This window comes from Prevotella melaninogenica, from assembly GCF_018128065.1.
In the GTDB taxonomy this organism is placed as follows: Bacteria; Bacteroidota; Bacteroidia; order Bacteroidales; family Bacteroidaceae; genus Prevotella.
Map to the genome: position 1 here is coordinate 1,363,831 of NZ_CP072359.1, position 15,394 is coordinate 1,379,224.

Sequence of the window (15,394 nt, forward strand, 5' to 3'; positions counted from 1 at the left end):
GTTTATTATTTCATATCTCTTGATTAGTCAGAACTACGCATTGCCTGACGTGCAAGATAGGTGAAAACATGGTCCATATCCGGTTGATTAAACTCTCTCTTCAATGCGTTGGGTGTACCCAATGCTTTGATTTTGCCATCAACCATGATTGAAATTCGGTCACAGTACTCAGCCTCATCCATATAGTGCGTAGTGACAAATACTGTTATTCCACGCTCTGCAGCATCATAGATAAGCTCCCAAAATTGACGACGTGTGACAGGATCAACGCCTCCAGTGGGCTCATCAAGGAAGACAATGCTTGGCTTGTGGAAGATACTTACAGAGAAAGCTAACTTCTGTTTCCATCCTAAAGGAAGACTTGATACCAATGAATCTCGGTGGTCTGAGAAATTGAGTCGTTGCAACAAGTCGTCGGTCTTACGTTTTATCTCATCATCCTGCATACCATATATTCCTGCAAAAAGGCTGATATTCTCAGCGACAGTGAGGTCTTCATAAAGCGAGAATTTCTGACTCATATAACCAATATGACGTTTTATCTGCTCATACTCGGTCCGAATATCAAAGCCTGCAACTCTACCTGTACCACTCGTGGGCTGGCTCAAACCTATTAACATGTGCATCGCCGTACTCTTTCCAGCTCCATTAGCACCAAGAAAGCCGAAGATTTCACCTTTCTTCACCGAAAAAGAGATATCGTCAACTGCCTTAAAACTACCAAATGCTTTGACAAGATGATCCACCTCTATAACGTTTTCAACCTCTTTATCTTCCTTTTCTTCTATATTAGTAATGAGCGTTCGTTCAATACCAGGTGGGTTAAATATATCTCTAAACTCGTTAAGAATCTCATTAGGAGAGCCTGTTCCCTTCACAACTCCTTCAGAAAGAAAAACTACACGTTCACAGTTTCTCACCTCATCGAGGTAAGGTGTGGAAGCAATGATAGTAATATCACGCTCTTTTAAATGACCAAGTATTTCCCAGAACTCCTTGCGACTGACAGGATCAACACCTGTTGTCGGCTCATCAAGAAACAAAACACTTGGCTGATGAACTAACGCACAGCACAGTGCCAACTTCTGCTTCATACCACCAGAGAGTGCTCCTGCTTTCCTATCTTTGAAACGTTCTATCTGAGAATAAATAGCTTTTATGGAGTCATAGTTTTCTTCTACCGTCGTATTGAAGAGTGTGGCAAAGAAACGAAGATTCTCTTCTACCGTCAAATCTTGATAGAGCGAAAACCTACCTGGCACATAACCAACTCGCTTGCGCACCTCTTTCATCTGACTCACTACATCATAGCCATCGACAGTAGCTGTACCATTCTCGGGCTGAAGCAGCGTACATAGGATACGAAACATCGTTGTCTTGCCCGCACCGTCTGGTCCGATAAGCCCGAAAACTTCACCTTTCTGCACAGAGAAACTCACATCTTTTAAAGCTTGTATTTTGCCATAGTGCTTTGACACGTTGTTTACTTCAATTGCGTTCATTGTGTATAAGACCTCTTAAAACTTTACCTCACCATACATTCCTATCTTTGCATAGCCATCATTGACGAACTTAACCTTAATAGCATAGACCAAGTCGGCACGTTCATCATCCGTAACAATAGTCTTTGGTGTGAACTCTGAACGACTTGATATCCATGTCACAACACCCTCATAATTCTTTTTTGAACCACCACCGTAATCTGCCATCACCTTAACTTTCTGTCCTATACATACACTCTTCAGCTGTTCTGAGGTGATATATGCTCGAATGAACATATTCTTAATATCGGCAATTTTGAACAAAGGTTTACCTACGGAGACAAATTCGCCAGGTTCAACATATTTCTCCAAAACCGTCCCTGTTATCGGACTCTTCACCCAACAGTGGGCTATTTGATCACTTATTTGAGCCTGCTGACTACGCACACCTGCTTGCTGGGCTGTTACTCCAGCCTGTTGTGAGCTTATGCCGTCAATCTGTGCGGTAATTCCTTTGTCCTGTTCAGCCAGTGAAGCGTTTTGACTGGCTATCTGTTCTTTCGTTGCGAGGAGTTGCTTCTGCAAGACTTGTATCTGATAATCAATGTCATCAACCTGCTTTCGTGGTACAGCACCATCACGAAGGAGTTCAGCGAAACGCTCACGTTCACGTTGCTGATTGGCTATTTGCTGACGAATGGATGCCACCTGCTTTTCAAGGTCAAGTTGCTTGCTTGCTGTTGCCTGCCTGTTTGCAGCCAACTGACGCTTGTTTGCTTCAAGTTGACCATGCGTTGCTACTAATTGTTCATTATTTGTTGCCAGCTGCTCGTTCTTTAACGTCAGCTGTCGGGAGTCTATATTACCTACTGACTGTCCGTTGTTAAGCTGCTGTCCTTCGCTAACTTGGAAGTTCATGAGTTGTCCTGTAGCCTCGGCAGAAACAGTCACTTCTGTAGCTTCGAACGTTCCTGTTGCGTCAAAGTCTTTATCTTTCTTTCCGCAAGATGCCATTATCATAATCATTGCGGCAAATATCATTGTTTTCTTCATATCTCTTCTAATATTATTTTTTATTTATTATAGGTGTACTTGAGGTTATACATTTCCTTGAGCATATCAATCTCATGAATGGTTTGTTGAGTTTTGGCTGCATTCTCATTGTTGATTTCACGCAACAAGCTGTTGACATCTATGATACCATGTGCCAATTTTGATTCAGCAGCCTTTCGTACATTCGTACGCAAAGAAATAATTTCCGCATCGCTATTCATCATGGTTTGGAAGCGATTGATATTTTCCAATTGTTGCATCTCGTCGAGTTTATTATTAAAGAGGAACACCTCTCGTGCATTCTCAATCTGATTTCGTTGCATACTCAACAGGTTTTTATCATTCTTACGGGTATAAAGAGCGCCCACGTTCCACGATAGTTTTATTCCTACGATACCATTCAGACTCCATTTTCGACTCATCATATCCTCAAACATATTCAGTCCAGGATAACCATAGTAACCCTGCGCAAATAGTCCTAACTTTGGTCGTAACTGCGCATCAAGCGCTTTCTCCCGAGCTTCTGTAAGTTTAAGTTGCTGGTCGTACAAACGTAATTCGGGGCGATTGTTCGCTGACGTACTGTTTGTGATGGGTACAGGCTTATGAATATTGCTTATTTCTATCCCACAAAAGGTACTTAACAAACGCTGCAACATCTGCCTTTGCTGCTTCAAACTCACACCTTGCTGTTCTGCACCTAACCGTTCTGCTTTCACGTTATCATAGTCGCTTGTGGCAGCTATCCCCCCTTTAACCATTGCTGAAAGTTTCTTTTCGCTCGATTCTAACAATGTCCTTACATCGTCATTCAATCTAATCTGTTCATCAAGTAATAAAAGTGAGAAGTACATCTCGTTGACACGACAACGCACCTGATAGAGGTTACTCTCCGTTTGTGCCTTTTGAACTTTTCCTTCCTGCTCTATAATTCTACGTTGATTACTGATAGCACCACCATCATAAATCGTCTGTTGGAGTTCAACACTTATCTTATATTGATCCTTGCTCAGACCTTTCATATTTAGTCCCATCTGCTGATACGCCTGCTGAAGATTCTTTGGCCACGATGCAACAGCACTTTGATAGGTAGCCTGTGCTGATACATTTACCTGTGGTAACCATCCCTTTTGAATGTTGTCAACCGTCAATTGAGTCGTCTGATTTATTAGGTCATATTGCTTGATAAGAGGATAATTCTTCTCCGCTGCCTGTTGACACACATCTAACGACTGTGCATGACATGTGCAAGTTATCATTATCAAGCAAAGGCTTGACATGTTTTTTTTCATGCTGAACATAACTTTCTTATAATTGTTAACTCTTAAAATTGTTATCTGTTATATTATAATGACAAAGTTAATATATTCATTTATTTATCTGATTATCTTTAAGGTGCATTAAATTTTCTAATTGTACGATTATTATTAAAATAATTCTTTTTGCCAAAGAAATAATAGTAAATTTGCAATCAAGTCATACAATAAGAAAATCTTATGGATAATTCAAAGGCTGTAAACTATGTCTCGGTTAACAATTTAGATATTGAAATTGAAGAGGTGTGTAGAGCACAAGACAATATTTTCGTAAACGACGATTTGATACTCATTTTAAATGGAACGTTACAACAGCTGCCTATCATTAATGTAAATGAGACATTCCAAATAGCTGAACCTCGCATCATTCTTGTGATGGAAGGAAGCGGTGAGGTATGTATCAATCTGCAGGATTATCATATTAAGAAAGGGCATGTTATTCTTGTCCCTGGCGATTCTATTGTTGAAGTAAATGAGATTTCTGATGATGCTCAAGTTGCTGCTATCGTAGTTAGAGATAACATAAATATACCCGAAGAAATTATTCATCAGCCTTCACCGACAGACTATGACAGACTATTAAGGATGTTTTTACTTCTATGGGACATCGTGAAGATTTCTCCCTATCGAAGGAAAACTGTACATAACATTTTGAAAACCATTGTATCTGACATACAAGAAATTAAAGAATCTGAAGTAGAGAACTTTGCAAGAGAGGGGTTGTATCGTACGAAAGAATTGTTCCTGCAATTTAAACGACTCGTATATAAAAATTGTAAACAGGAACGCTCAATTCCGTTCTATGCTGCCCAGCTTCATATCACACCGCATCATCTATCTGCCATTATAAAGAAAGCAAGCACACGGAGTGTGATGTATTGGATTAATCGTGCCACTGTACAAGAGGCTAAGTTGTTACTGAAATACAATGGAATGATGGCTTATGAAGTAGCAGACCACATGAACTTTCCCAGTGCATCAACCTTCTCTAAATTCTTTAAACGTGAAACGGGTATGACACCGCTTGCTTATCAGAATACAACAAAAAGATAAAAGTCCACCTTAATACTACTTCTAATTGTCAAATAAATTCACAAACAGAATTTCAATTGATGCTTAAATGGGCTTCAATTAACGCCCAATTGACTTGTAAAAGATGCCCTTTAAGCACCTTACTAACGCCCTTTTGAAGTCCAATTAGGCACCTTTTGAAACGCACTTTCATAACATTCTGATAATATGATAGTTACAACACTATTAAAAAGTGCATTATTTCACCTTAAATTCAGCTTTTACAATAAAACTTTTGTAATAATATTTCACAACTTTGCACAATAAATACATAGATGCCTGATCTACCAAAATATACAAAAATAGGATTGCAACAAATAAAAAAGCCCCCATTCTCTCCGCAGTAATAGGGTAGAGGATGGGGGCAAAAATCATTATATTATTTTATATTCTCATTACTTCCTTAACGCCCTTGACAGTTCTGAGTTTCTTGATGAGCATATTCAATTTAGAATTATCATCAAGAAGAACCACGAGGTTACCAGAGAAAAGACCATCATGCGAGTCGATATTGATAGAACGCATTACAATCTTCTCGTCTTTGGAAATGATATTTGAAATATTGCTTACTATGCCAATATCGTCATTACCAATGACACGCAATGTGATTGCATACTGAGATGTACCCTTACCACTCCAACGTGCCTTAACAACTCGATAGCCAAAACGCTTGCGCATCTCTGGTGCATTTGGACAATCCTCACGATGAATTTTGATACCTCCGCTAACTGTCACAAAGCCAAAGACGGGATCACCATAGATAGGATGGCAGCACTTTGCAAGGGAGAAGTCCAAGCCTTTGAGATTTTTGTCGATAACGAGGACATCATCATTCTTCTTTAGATACTCTGTTGTAGGACTTTCAAATTCAAAGTTCTCTGCACTTTCAGCCTCCTTCGGCTGGTTGAGATTATGAACGTGGTTGTAAGCTTTTTGATATTCCTCAATGACATAGTTAGGATCAAGTTTCTCATCAGCAATCTGCTTATAGAATTCAGATACCTCCTTAAAACCCAACTTACGAATGAGATAGCCCATGGTAGAGTCTTCTATCTCAATCTTCTTATTCTTAAACCTACGTTCGAGCAATTCCTTGGCATAAAGACCATCTTTAATCTGAGTTTCTTTCAATGCAAGACGTATCTTTGCTTTCGCACGTGATGACTTACAGATATTCAGCCAATCACGATTAGGCTTCTGTGTGGTTGAAGTTAAAATCTCGACAGAATCTCCACTATGCAACTCGGTACGGAAGGAAACATTCTTACCATTGATTTTTCCTCCAACACATTGATTTCCTATCTTTGAGTGAATGTGATAAGCAAAGTCGAGCACTGTTACCCCCTTAGGGAACTTTAATAGATCGCCCTTTGGCGTGAAGACATAAATCTCCTTTTCATAAAGGTCAGACTTGAACTGGTCCATCACTTCAAGATTGTTACCAGCCTCGAGAGCTGAACGGATAGAAGCTAACCAGTTATCCATTCCGCCTTCTGCCTTCACCCCTTTATATCTCCAGTGTGCAGCAAGACCATGTTCAGCAATCTCATCCATACGTTCTGTACGAATCTGTACTTCAACCCACTTCTTGTCAGGACCAAGTACGGTGATATGCAGACATTCATAGCCATTGGATTTTGGTACAGAAAGCCAATCGCGCAAACGTTTTGGATTGGGCTGATACATATCCGTCACAATAGAATATGCCTGCCAACACTGCATCTTCTCTTTATCTTCAGGGGAATCAAGAATGATACGAATAGCAAACAGATCGTAAATCCCTTCAAAAGGACACTTCTGCTTCTTCATCTTCTGCCAGATAGAATGAATTGACTTCGTTCTACCTTTAATGTGAAACTTAAGTCCCACAGCTTTAAGTTGTTCACTAACAGGATTGATGAAACTGCTAATATAAGCATCACGCACCTTCTTTGTAGCGTTCAACTTATCTTTAATATGATAGTAGGCATCATGTTCAAGATACTTCAAGGAAAGATCTTCTAACTCACTCTTTAATTGATATAAGCCTAACTTGTGTGCTAATGGTGCATAAAGATAACTTGCCTCTTCGGATACCTTTCGCTGTGCTTCCTTATTCTCAACGTCACGAATCTGCCGCATAAGGTTGACGCGGTCGGCTATCATAATCAATATGACACGCATGTCTTCGGTGAAAGACAACAAAAGGTTTCGGAAGTTTTCACTTTCGATAACTGGAGTTTTTTGATAAAGTGTCTGAACACGTATAAGCCCATGGATAATTTTTGACACACCATCGCCATACGTCTTACTGATATTCTCAAGTGTGAGGATTCCTTCTTGAACACTCTGATACAGAAGAATGGCAATAACGGAGTCACGATTTAAGCCGATATTCTTAACTGCAATTTCTGCTGTCTGCAATGAGCAAAGAATAGGGTTTAACCCGAATACATTACGATGGATGTTATTGTCTGATACAGCCTTATTCAGGTGTTCGCGCAACTTAGGAAGATCTGTCTCATAAAACGTTTGCCCAAGTGTATCTTTTAACGCTTCGAGTATCTGTTCAGATAATTCTCTTTCTTTATCCGTATAAATGAATTTCTCTTCCATAGACATAATACATTCTTTTTTCAGAGGCAAAGATACGAAGAAAATTGATATAATTAAAAATTAATGTGTCAAATAGTTTCTTTATTTCATTTTAATTCGTTATTTTTGCAGATATAATACAATCTTTTTAACACCTTACTATTATGTTAAAGAAAGAAGACCTAAAACAGATTCAAGACAAAGGAATAAGTGAGGAACAGATAAACAGACAATTGGAAGACTTCAAAAGAGGTTTCCCTTATCTGAAACTTGAAGGCGCTGCAACACCGACGAAGGGGGTTATAGTACTTGATAAGGATGCTTGTGAGGATGCTTGTCGCACGTGGCAGCGTTATCAGACAGAAGGACACAAGGTTGTTAAGTTTGTCCCAGCATCTGGTGCAGCAAGTCGTATGTTCAAAGATCTCTTTGCTTTCCTTAATGGAAGCAACGAGGTTCCAGTAAGTGATTTTGAGAAGGAGTTCTTCTCTAATATTCACAAGTTTGCTTTCTTTGAGGAATTATCAGCAAAATGTCAACAGTTAGAAGGCAAGACTGTAGATGAACTGATTGCTGACGGACAATACAAAGTCGTTGTTGCAACGCTATTAAATAAGGAAGGACTGAATTACGGACAGCTACCTAAGGGTTTGCTACTGTTCCATTCTTATAATGATGGGATGCGGACTCCAATGGAAGAACACCTGGTGGAAGCAGCACGATACGCAGAAAGTAACAAGCAAGCTCACGTTCATTTCACTGTTTCACACGAACACTTACCTTTATTTAAGCAAAAGGTTGCTGACAAGCAGACTCAATACGAAGCTAAGTATGGGGTGAACTTTAATGTTTCTTTCTCTGAACAGAAGCCAAGTACGGATACGATTGCAGTGAATCTTGACAACACTCCTTTCCGTAATGAGGATAACTCATTGTTGTTCCGCCCAGGTGGTCATGGCGCATTGATTGAAAATTTGAATGATTTAGATGCTGATGTTGTCTTCATCAAGAATATTGATAACGTGGTACCAGACCGTTTGAAGGAAGAGACCATCAGTTGGAAGATGATTATTGCAGGTAAACTTGTAGCGTTACAAGAGCGTGCTTTCGATTATCTTCGTAAACTGGACAAAGGGAATTGTTCGCATACAGAACTTGAAGAGATGCTTAACTTCTTGCAGAACGAGCTTTCTTGCGAGAAGCATGATGTAGCTTCTCTTGACGATGCAGCATTGGCAGTTTACCTTTATAATAAGCTAAACCGTCCTATACGTGTATGTGGTATGGTGAAGAATGTGGGTGAACCAGGTGGAGGTCCTTTCCTTGCTTATAACCACGATGGCACAGTAAGCCTTCAGATTCTTGAGAGTTCGCAGATTGATAAGAATGATGAAGTATCTATGAAGATGTTTACAGAAGGTACACACTTCAACCCTGTTGATCTTGTTTGTGCCATCAAAGACTACAAAGGCAATGCTTTTGACTTAACAAAATATGTAGATAAATCAACAGGTTTCATCAGTTCAAAGTCAAAAAATGGTCGCAATCTCAAAGCTTTGGAACTTCCTGGTTTATGGAATGGTGCTATGAGCGATTGGAATACGGTCTTTGTGGAAGTACCTCTCGGCACCTTTAATCCCGTAAAGACTGTTAATGATCTTCTACGTGAGCAGCATCAATAATGATTATCTGGACAAGACTTAGTTAAGTTCACAATAAATTCTATTATTCCCAACCCTTGGAAATTCTTTTTCCTATGGTTGGGAATCTAATTTTCGATGAGTGTTACTATAATAATCATTTGACATATAGGTATCATGTCTTCAGAAACAATATCCTAAACAAGATTCTCATTAATTCCTCTTTGTCAACAGAATAATATCAAAAAAGATGAGAGAAAGCTTGTAAGGTTCAAATAAAAATTATACCTTTGCGGCACAAAAAGACACATTCAATGATGTTTCACCTTATGAAACGTCAACCAATCAAATGTAATTTCCCATACATATTTATATGTTAAGCAAAGAAGAATTATTAGAAAAAAACGTTTCTGAGCTTGAAGCAATTGCTCAGAGCACTGGTGCTGCCTATTCACCTGGAGATGATAAGGACAAGCTCATTTATGCTATCCTTGACCGGCAAGCAGAAGAGGCAGGTACAGCACATCCCTTAGAATCAAAACGTAAGCGTACCAGAATAGCACGAAAGGATACCGACAGGGTTTATTCGGTGCATGGTGAAGAAGGGGAAAATTTCGATGTACAAAAGAATAAGAATACGGCTATAAGCCAGCCCTCACTATTCAAAGAACTACCTGAGGTAAAGAAAGAGTTGCCTGAGGAGAAGAAAGAAAAGACTGAAGAGAAGTCACCAGAAGAGATATTAGCATCCATTCCTAAGCATCGCGGTCGAAAATCTAAGGCTGAATTAGAGGCTATTGCTGCTGCAGAAGCTGCTCTTAAAGCAAAGGAGGAAGAAGCACAGCAGGTGAAAAAGACTGCTGAGGAGACACCAGTAGAGAATGTAGAACCATCTGCTCCAGAGGATTTTATCCCAGAAGATCAATTCTCTAACGTACCAACGCAGGATGAAGGGGAAGGTAAAGAAGAATTATTAGCACGCCTTCAAGAGAAGGTAAACGCCCACAACATGAATATGGAACCTGCTGGTTACCCGGTTCTACCTGCTGGTATATGGACTGGTGACCCAGGAGATGGCACTGATTTTATTCCTGTTGTTGACCTACCAATAGAGGATCAGGGTATTGTTCCAAACTATGATATGTTTGATCAACCTACAACTCCAACGCAAATGCCATCAACTCCTATCTTTGATAATGCTCCAGTTGCTAATAATGCGAACTATGATTTCTCTGATATTATCAAAGCGAATGGTGTTCTTGAGGTAATGCCTGATGGGTATGGCTTCCTCCGCTCAAGCGATTATAACTACTTGTCATCACCTGATGATGTATATATTGCAAACAATCAGATTAAGCAGTTTGGCTTAAAGACAGGTGATGTTGTGGAATGCCACGTACGTCCACCACATGAGGGTGAGAAATATTTCCCACTGACAAGTATTGATAAAATTAACGGTCGTAATCCTTCTGAGGTTCGTGACCGTATTCCTTTTGAACATCTTACTCCGCTTTTCCCTGATGAGAAGTTTACCCTCTGTGGTGATCCTCGCACAACCAACCTTTCAACACGCATTGTAGATCTCTTCTCACCAATCGGTAAGGGGCAGCGTGCTTTGATTGTTGCACAGCCTAAAACGGGTAAGACCATTTTAATGAAGGACATTGCGAATGCTATTGCAGTCAACCATCCAGAGGCTTACTTGATGATGCTCTTGATTGATGAACGTCCAGAGGAGGTTACGGATATGGCACGCACTGTAAATGCTGAAGTCATTGCTTCAACATTTGATGAGCCAGCAGAACGCCACGTCAAGATTGCTGGTATTGTATTAGAAAAGGCAAAGCGTATGGTTGAGTGTGGTCATGATGTCGTTATTTTCCTTGATTCCATCACCCGTTTGGCACGTGCCTATAACACCGTAGCACCAGCATCTGGAAAGGTGTTGACTGGTGGTGTTGATGCTAATGCCTTACAGAAACCAAAACGTTTCTTCGGTGCTGCTCGAAATATTGAGGGTGGTGGCTCTCTTACTATCATTGCAACAGCCTTGATTGACACTGGCTCTAAGATGGATGAGGTTATCTTCGAGGAATTCAAGGGTACAGGTAACATGGAGTTACAGCTTGATCGCAGCTTGAGCAATAAGCGTATCTTCCCAGCTGTCAACTTGGTTGCATCAAGTACTCGTCGCGATGACCTCTTACAGGATCGTACAACACTCGACCGTATGTGGATTCTTCGTAAGTACATTGCTGATATGAATTCTATTGAGGCTATGAACTCTATCCACGATCGTATGAGACGTACAGCAAACAATGAAGAGTTCCTATTGTCTATGAATGATTAATGAAATCAAACTATTGAGCTTGCTTACTTTTTGAAAATAGAGCAGATTTATAGTTTCAAGTAAATAACAAAAGTGTATCAAAAGTATGAAACAATACTGTTTCCTTTTGATACACTTTTTTGTTTATATGCTGTTTCTAACAAACAGAAATCTCCTCTTTTGTCCTGATTTTTCACACTCTCTTTTTTCAAGGAGTGCTTAATAGCACTTGAATTAACGCCCAAATGACTTGTAAAAGATGCCCTTTTGAACTCTTACTAACGCCCTTTTGAAGTCCAATTAAGCACCTTTTATTTCATGAGTCTGTAACAGATTGATGCTTAGTTGGTTATGAAAGTCGAAAAATATACCGTTTTATGATGTTTTTAACGGTAGGTTAATGGTTTTATTTGTAATAAATTTTCTTATAAAAAACACAGCTTTCTTCTTTCATAATCTGTTTTCTTTTGTCCGAGCGCACCTTAAAAAGTAGACTGCGTTCGGACAAGAGTATCTGATGTAGTCCTAAAGTTGTATTGATCTAAAGGTTGATGCTTGTGCCTCCAATTTTTGATTTATAGGTTGGAAAGTTTTTCTTCAGCACGCTGGAGGTCTTCTGGGGTGTCAATACCGATTGTTTCTACATCCGTAAGACCTACTTTTATCTTATATCCGTTCTGTAACCAACGAAGTTGTTCAAGGCTTTCAGCCAATTCAAGTGAAGACTGTGGGAGACGACTTACTTCTCGAAGTACTTCTGCTCGATAAGCATAGAGTCCGATATGCTTGAGAAATGGGAAATGTAAGAGCCATTCTTTGCTTTCTTTACCACGTACAAAAGGAATAACCGAGCGAGAGAAATAGAGTGCATAACCATCGTTGTCGAGGACAATTTTAGGTGAGTTAGGATTCTCCACAGCCTCCATTGATTCAAAAGGTTTGCCAAGAGTTGCTATTTGTGTACGTGGGTCGTCAAAGCATTGCATAACTGTTTCAAGCTGACTTTTCTGTATAAAAGGTTCGTCACCTTGTATGTTGATAACAATATCAAAGTCTCCACCTATCTTCTCAAGGGCTTCACAAATTCTGTCAGTACCACTCTGATGGTCGGTACGAGTCATCACAGCCTTACCTACAAATGCCTTTACTACGTTGTAGATACGCTGGTCGTCTGTGGCAACAAAGACATCTGCCATCACACTACTTACTTGTCTGTAAACATGTTCTATTACAGTTTTTCCTCCAAGTATTGCTAAAGGCTTTCCGGGAAAGCGTGAAGAGTTATAGCGAGCAGGGATGATTCCAATAAATTTCATACGTTTATCTATCTATTTTAAGTTATTATACTGTACAATGAACGTATCAGTTTGCACAAAAGTAGTAAATCTTTATTAAAAAGGCGATGACTTTCTGACATATTTCCTTTAAAATTATTAAATTTGTTGGCATGATGAAAGTTACATTGATTGGAGCTGGCAATCTCGCCACACAGTTAGGTAAGTCGTTGAAGAATGCTGGTGTAGTTATCAGTCAGGTATATAGCCGTACTGAAGTATCTGCAAAGGCATTAGCTGAATTACTTGAAACAGAATGGTTAACGGATGTTTCTAAACTTCACGACGAGGCTGATATTTACATCTTTTCAGTGAAAGATAGTGTTCTCTGCGAGTTGATTTCAGAGGTTTGCAAGGGTAGGGGAGATAAGCTCTTTCTCCATACAGCAGGCTCTATGCCTATGCATTGTTTTGAGGGAAAGGCAAAACGTTATGGTGTTTTTTACCCTATGCAGACTTTTTCTAAGGCGAAGGATGTAAGTTTTAAGAATATTCCTGTGTTTATAGAGGGTAATTCGGTAGAAACAGAAGAGGTTATTAGAAGTCTTGCCAATAAACTTTCTAAGCGTGTAATAACGCTGTCCTCAGCAGATAGAAAGTATCTACACTTAGCTGCTGTTTGGGCTTGTAACTTCACAAATCACTGTTATTCTGTTGCTTCTGATATACTTGATGAGCATGGTATTCTGTTTGATGTTATGTTGCCGTTGATTGATGAAACAACTGATAAGATTCATAGAATAAGTCCAAAGGAGGCACAGACTGGACCTGCTGTGCGTGGTGATAGGAACGTGATGAACCAACAATTGGAGTTAATGAATGATAGGGTAGATTTGCAGGAACTTTATCGGTTGCTTTCAAAGGGTATCAATCCACTCGTAGATAGCCCTATTTTAAACGATAAACGGATTAATAATAAACTCTAATAAATACGTGTAATACGTTATAATATAGAGATTTAAACTTTTACTTGAAAGTATATATTTATGATAAACTACGATTTGCAAAAGATAAAGGCTATAATCTTTGATGTTGATGGTGTGCTGTCAGATTGTACCATTCAGATGGATGAAAATGGAGATCCGCTTCGTACGATTAATATTAAAGATGGTTATGCTATCCAGTTGGCTGTTAAGCATGGCTTACAGCTTGCTATTATGACTGGTGGACATAATGAGAATGTTCGTTCACGCTATGAGTATCTTGGTGTTAAGGATATTTACGTTAGCTGTTCTATGAAGATACGAACCTGGGAAGAGTTTCTTAAGAAGTATGATTTGAAAGAGGATGAAATCATATATGTAGGTGATGATATTCCTGATTACGAAGTGATGAAACGTGCTGGCTGTCCTTGTTGTCCGAAAGATGCTTGTACTGAAATCAAGGAAATCTCAACCTATATCAGTGATTGTAAGGGTGGACATGGTGTTGCACGTGATATTCTTGAGCAGGTGATGAAGGCCCAAGGGAAATGGGTGTTGAACGAAAAGGCTTTTGGCTGGTAAAATGTAATCTAATGAAACATATTATACTTGCAAGTAATTCGTCACGTAGACGTGAACTTTTAGCTGGATTAGACTTAGATTTTGAGGTAAAAGTGTTGCCTGATATAGATGAATCTTATCCTGATAACCTACCTGTGGCTGAGGTGGCTGGCTATATCGCTCGTAAAAAGGCAGTCCCCTATTGTGCGTTGATAGGGGAGATCGACCTTGTTATTACGGCCGATACGGTGGTAATTGTTGGCAATGAAGTACTTGGAAAACCAAAGGATGCGAAGGATGCCCATCGTATGCTTCAACTGATTAGCGGTAGAACGCATCAAGTAATCACGGGTGTTTGCTTGTTGACAACTGGTAAGGAACATTCTTTTTCTGTGACAACTGATGTAACTTTTAAGCAGCTATCAGATGATGAAATCGCCTATTATATAGAGCATTACATGCCTTTCGATAAAGCTGGAGCTTATGGTATCCAAGAATGGATTGGATATGTAGGAGTAACATCTATCAATGGAAGCTACTTTAATGTTATGGGATTGCCTGTACAAAGATTGTGGGAAGAACTAAAGAAGTTTTAAGATGAAAACCATTCTTATCCTTGTCGGGAAAACGCAAAATAAGATTTTTAAAGTTGGTATAGATGACTATGTCAATCGTATTGAGCATTATATGCCGTTTAGTCTTACGACAATTCCAGAATTGAAAAATACGAAAAGCCTTTCAGAAGATCAACAAAAACAGAAAGAAGGTGAACTGATTTTGAAAAAAATTCAGCCATCTGATACTGTCGTATTATTAGATGAACATGGTTCGGAATTTCGCTCGATTGAATATGCTAAATGGTTAAAACAAAAACAAAATGCAGCCCGTCGACTTGTTTTTGTTATTGGCGGACCATATGGTTTCTCCCCAGATGTTTATGCTCGTGCCAATGATAAAATCTCATTATCACGTATGACTTTTTCGCATCAGATGGTTAGACTCATATTTACAGAACAACTTTATCGAGCTTGTACGATTATTAAAGGTGAACCATATCACCATGAATGATTTTCATTTTGCTATATTATGCCATTGTGTTTACGCCCAGCACG

General features: G+C 39.3%; 12 protein-coding genes. 7 read left to right on the forward strand and 5 right to left on the reverse strand.

Going from position 1 to position 15,394, the window contains the following annotated elements; genetic code table 11:
* Positions 1-23 precede the first annotated feature (23 nt).
* The 3 genes from J5A56_RS05500 to J5A56_RS05510 are packed head-to-tail and all read right to left on the reverse strand — an operon-like array spanning position 24 to position 3,826.
* Complete coding sequence (locus J5A56_RS05500) at positions 24-1,502, reverse strand: ATP-binding cassette domain-containing protein (protein ID WP_021671562.1); 1,479 nt, start codon at positions 1,500-1,502, stop codon at positions 24-26.
* Positions 1,503-1,517: 15 nt separating this feature from the next.
* Positions 1,518-2,534: an HlyD family secretion protein gene (locus tag J5A56_RS05505; RefSeq protein ID WP_021671563.1), complete on the reverse strand. Its 1,017-nt coding sequence runs from the start codon at positions 2,532-2,534 to the stop codon at positions 1,518-1,520.
* Positions 2,535-2,554: 20 nt separating this feature from the next.
* Positions 2,555-3,826: a TolC family protein gene (locus J5A56_RS05510; protein WP_036919534.1), complete on the reverse strand. Its 1,272-nt coding sequence runs from the start codon at positions 3,824-3,826 to the stop codon at positions 2,555-2,557.
* A gap of 204 nt (positions 3,827-4,030) precedes the next feature.
* Between J5A56_RS05510 and J5A56_RS05515 the strand changes: the two genes are divergently transcribed.
* Positions 4,031-4,903 (forward strand): helix-turn-helix domain-containing protein, encoded by an 873-nt coding sequence (locus J5A56_RS05515; protein WP_021671565.1) that lies wholly within the window; start codon positions 4,031-4,033, stop codon positions 4,901-4,903.
* A gap of 402 nt (positions 4,904-5,305) precedes the next feature.
* Here the strand turns inward: J5A56_RS05515 and J5A56_RS05520 are convergent, their stop codons facing one another.
* A complete protein-coding gene (locus J5A56_RS05520) occupies positions 5,306-7,516 on the reverse strand; it encodes a RelA/SpoT family protein (protein WP_021671567.1) in 2,211 nt (736 codons plus the stop codon).
* A gap of 143 nt (positions 7,517-7,659) precedes the next feature.
* On the opposite strand from J5A56_RS05520, the gene J5A56_RS05525 reads away from it, so the two are divergent.
* Positions 7,660-9,177 carry a DUF4301 family protein gene (locus J5A56_RS05525; protein ID WP_021671568.1) on the forward strand — a complete coding sequence of 506 codons (1,518 nt, stop codon included), beginning with the start codon at positions 7,660-7,662 and terminating at the stop codon, positions 9,175-9,177.
* 331 nt (positions 9,178-9,508) lie between these two features.
* Entirely contained in the window at positions 9,509-11,485 is a 1,977-nt protein-coding gene (gene rho / locus J5A56_RS05530) for a transcription termination factor Rho (RefSeq protein WP_021671569.1), read from the forward strand.
* 554 nt (positions 11,486-12,039) lie between these two features.
* Here rho and kdsB read toward each other — a convergent pair.
* The gene (gene kdsB, locus J5A56_RS05535; protein WP_021671570.1) at positions 12,040-12,780 is read right to left on the reverse strand and encodes a 3-deoxy-manno-octulosonate cytidylyltransferase; all 741 of its coding nucleotides are present in this window, start codon (positions 12,778-12,780) and stop codon (positions 12,040-12,042) included.
* 131 nt (positions 12,781-12,911) lie between these two features.
* On the opposite strand from kdsB, the gene J5A56_RS05540 reads away from it, so the two are divergent.
* The 4 genes from J5A56_RS05540 to rlmH are packed head-to-tail and all read left to right on the forward strand — an operon-like array spanning position 12,912 to position 15,350.
* Positions 12,912-13,724: a Rossmann-like and DUF2520 domain-containing protein gene (locus J5A56_RS05540; RefSeq protein WP_021671571.1), complete on the forward strand. Its 813-nt coding sequence runs from the start codon at positions 12,912-12,914 to the stop codon at positions 13,722-13,724.
* Positions 13,725-13,784: 60 nt separating this feature from the next.
* Positions 13,785-14,303: a KdsC family phosphatase gene (locus tag J5A56_RS05545; RefSeq protein ID WP_021671572.1), complete on the forward strand. Its 519-nt coding sequence runs from the start codon at positions 13,785-13,787 to the stop codon at positions 14,301-14,303.
* An 11-nt stretch (positions 14,304-14,314) separates the two neighbouring features.
* Positions 14,315-14,878 carry a Maf-like protein gene (locus tag J5A56_RS05550; protein ID WP_036919496.1) on the forward strand — a complete coding sequence of 188 codons (564 nt, stop codon included), beginning with the start codon at positions 14,315-14,317 and terminating at the stop codon, positions 14,876-14,878.
* A 1-nt stretch (position 14,879) separates the two neighbouring features.
* Complete coding sequence (gene rlmH / locus J5A56_RS05555; protein ID WP_021671574.1) at positions 14,880-15,350, forward strand: 23S rRNA (pseudouridine(1915)-N(3))-methyltransferase RlmH; 471 nt, start codon at positions 14,880-14,882, stop codon at positions 15,348-15,350.
* Positions 15,351-15,394 lie beyond the last annotated feature (44 nt).

What these genes read in the sequence shown, in the direction of transcription:
- J5A56_RS05500 (WP_021671562.1), bottom strand. Translation starts at nt 1,502, where the DNA reads ATGAACGCAATTGAAGTAAACAACGTGTCAAAGCACTATGGCAAAATA.
- J5A56_RS05515 (WP_021671565.1), top strand. Translation starts at nt 4,031, where the DNA reads ATGGATAATTCAAAGGCTGTAAACTATGTCTCGGTTAACAATTTAGAT.
- J5A56_RS05540 (WP_021671571.1), top strand. Translation starts at nt 12,912, where the DNA reads ATGATGAAAGTTACATTGATTGGAGCTGGCAATCTCGCCACACAGTTA.
- J5A56_RS05550 (WP_036919496.1), top strand. Translation starts at nt 14,315, where the DNA reads ATGAAACATATTATACTTGCAAGTAATTCGTCACGTAGACGTGAACTT.
- J5A56_RS05510 (WP_036919534.1), bottom strand. Translation starts at nt 3,826, where the DNA reads ATGAAAAAAAACATGTCAAGCCTTTGCTTGATAATGATAACTTGCACA.
- J5A56_RS05505 (WP_021671563.1), bottom strand. Translation starts at nt 2,534, where the DNA reads ATGAAGAAAACAATGATATTTGCCGCAATGATTATGATAATGGCATCT.
- rho (WP_021671569.1), top strand. Translation starts at nt 9,509, where the DNA reads ATGTTAAGCAAAGAAGAATTATTAGAAAAAAACGTTTCTGAGCTTGAA.
- J5A56_RS05545 (WP_021671572.1), top strand. Translation starts at nt 13,785, where the DNA reads ATGATAAACTACGATTTGCAAAAGATAAAGGCTATAATCTTTGATGTT.
- kdsB (WP_021671570.1), bottom strand. Translation starts at nt 12,780, where the DNA reads ATGAAATTTATTGGAATCATCCCTGCTCGCTATAACTCTTCACGCTTT.
- rlmH (WP_021671574.1), top strand. Translation starts at nt 14,880, where the DNA reads ATGAAAACCATTCTTATCCTTGTCGGGAAAACGCAAAATAAGATTTTT.
- J5A56_RS05520 (WP_021671567.1), bottom strand. Translation starts at nt 7,516, where the DNA reads ATGGAAGAGAAATTCATTTATACGGATAAAGAAAGAGAATTATCTGAA.
- J5A56_RS05525 (WP_021671568.1), top strand. Translation starts at nt 7,660, where the DNA reads ATGTTAAAGAAAGAAGACCTAAAACAGATTCAAGACAAAGGAATAAGT.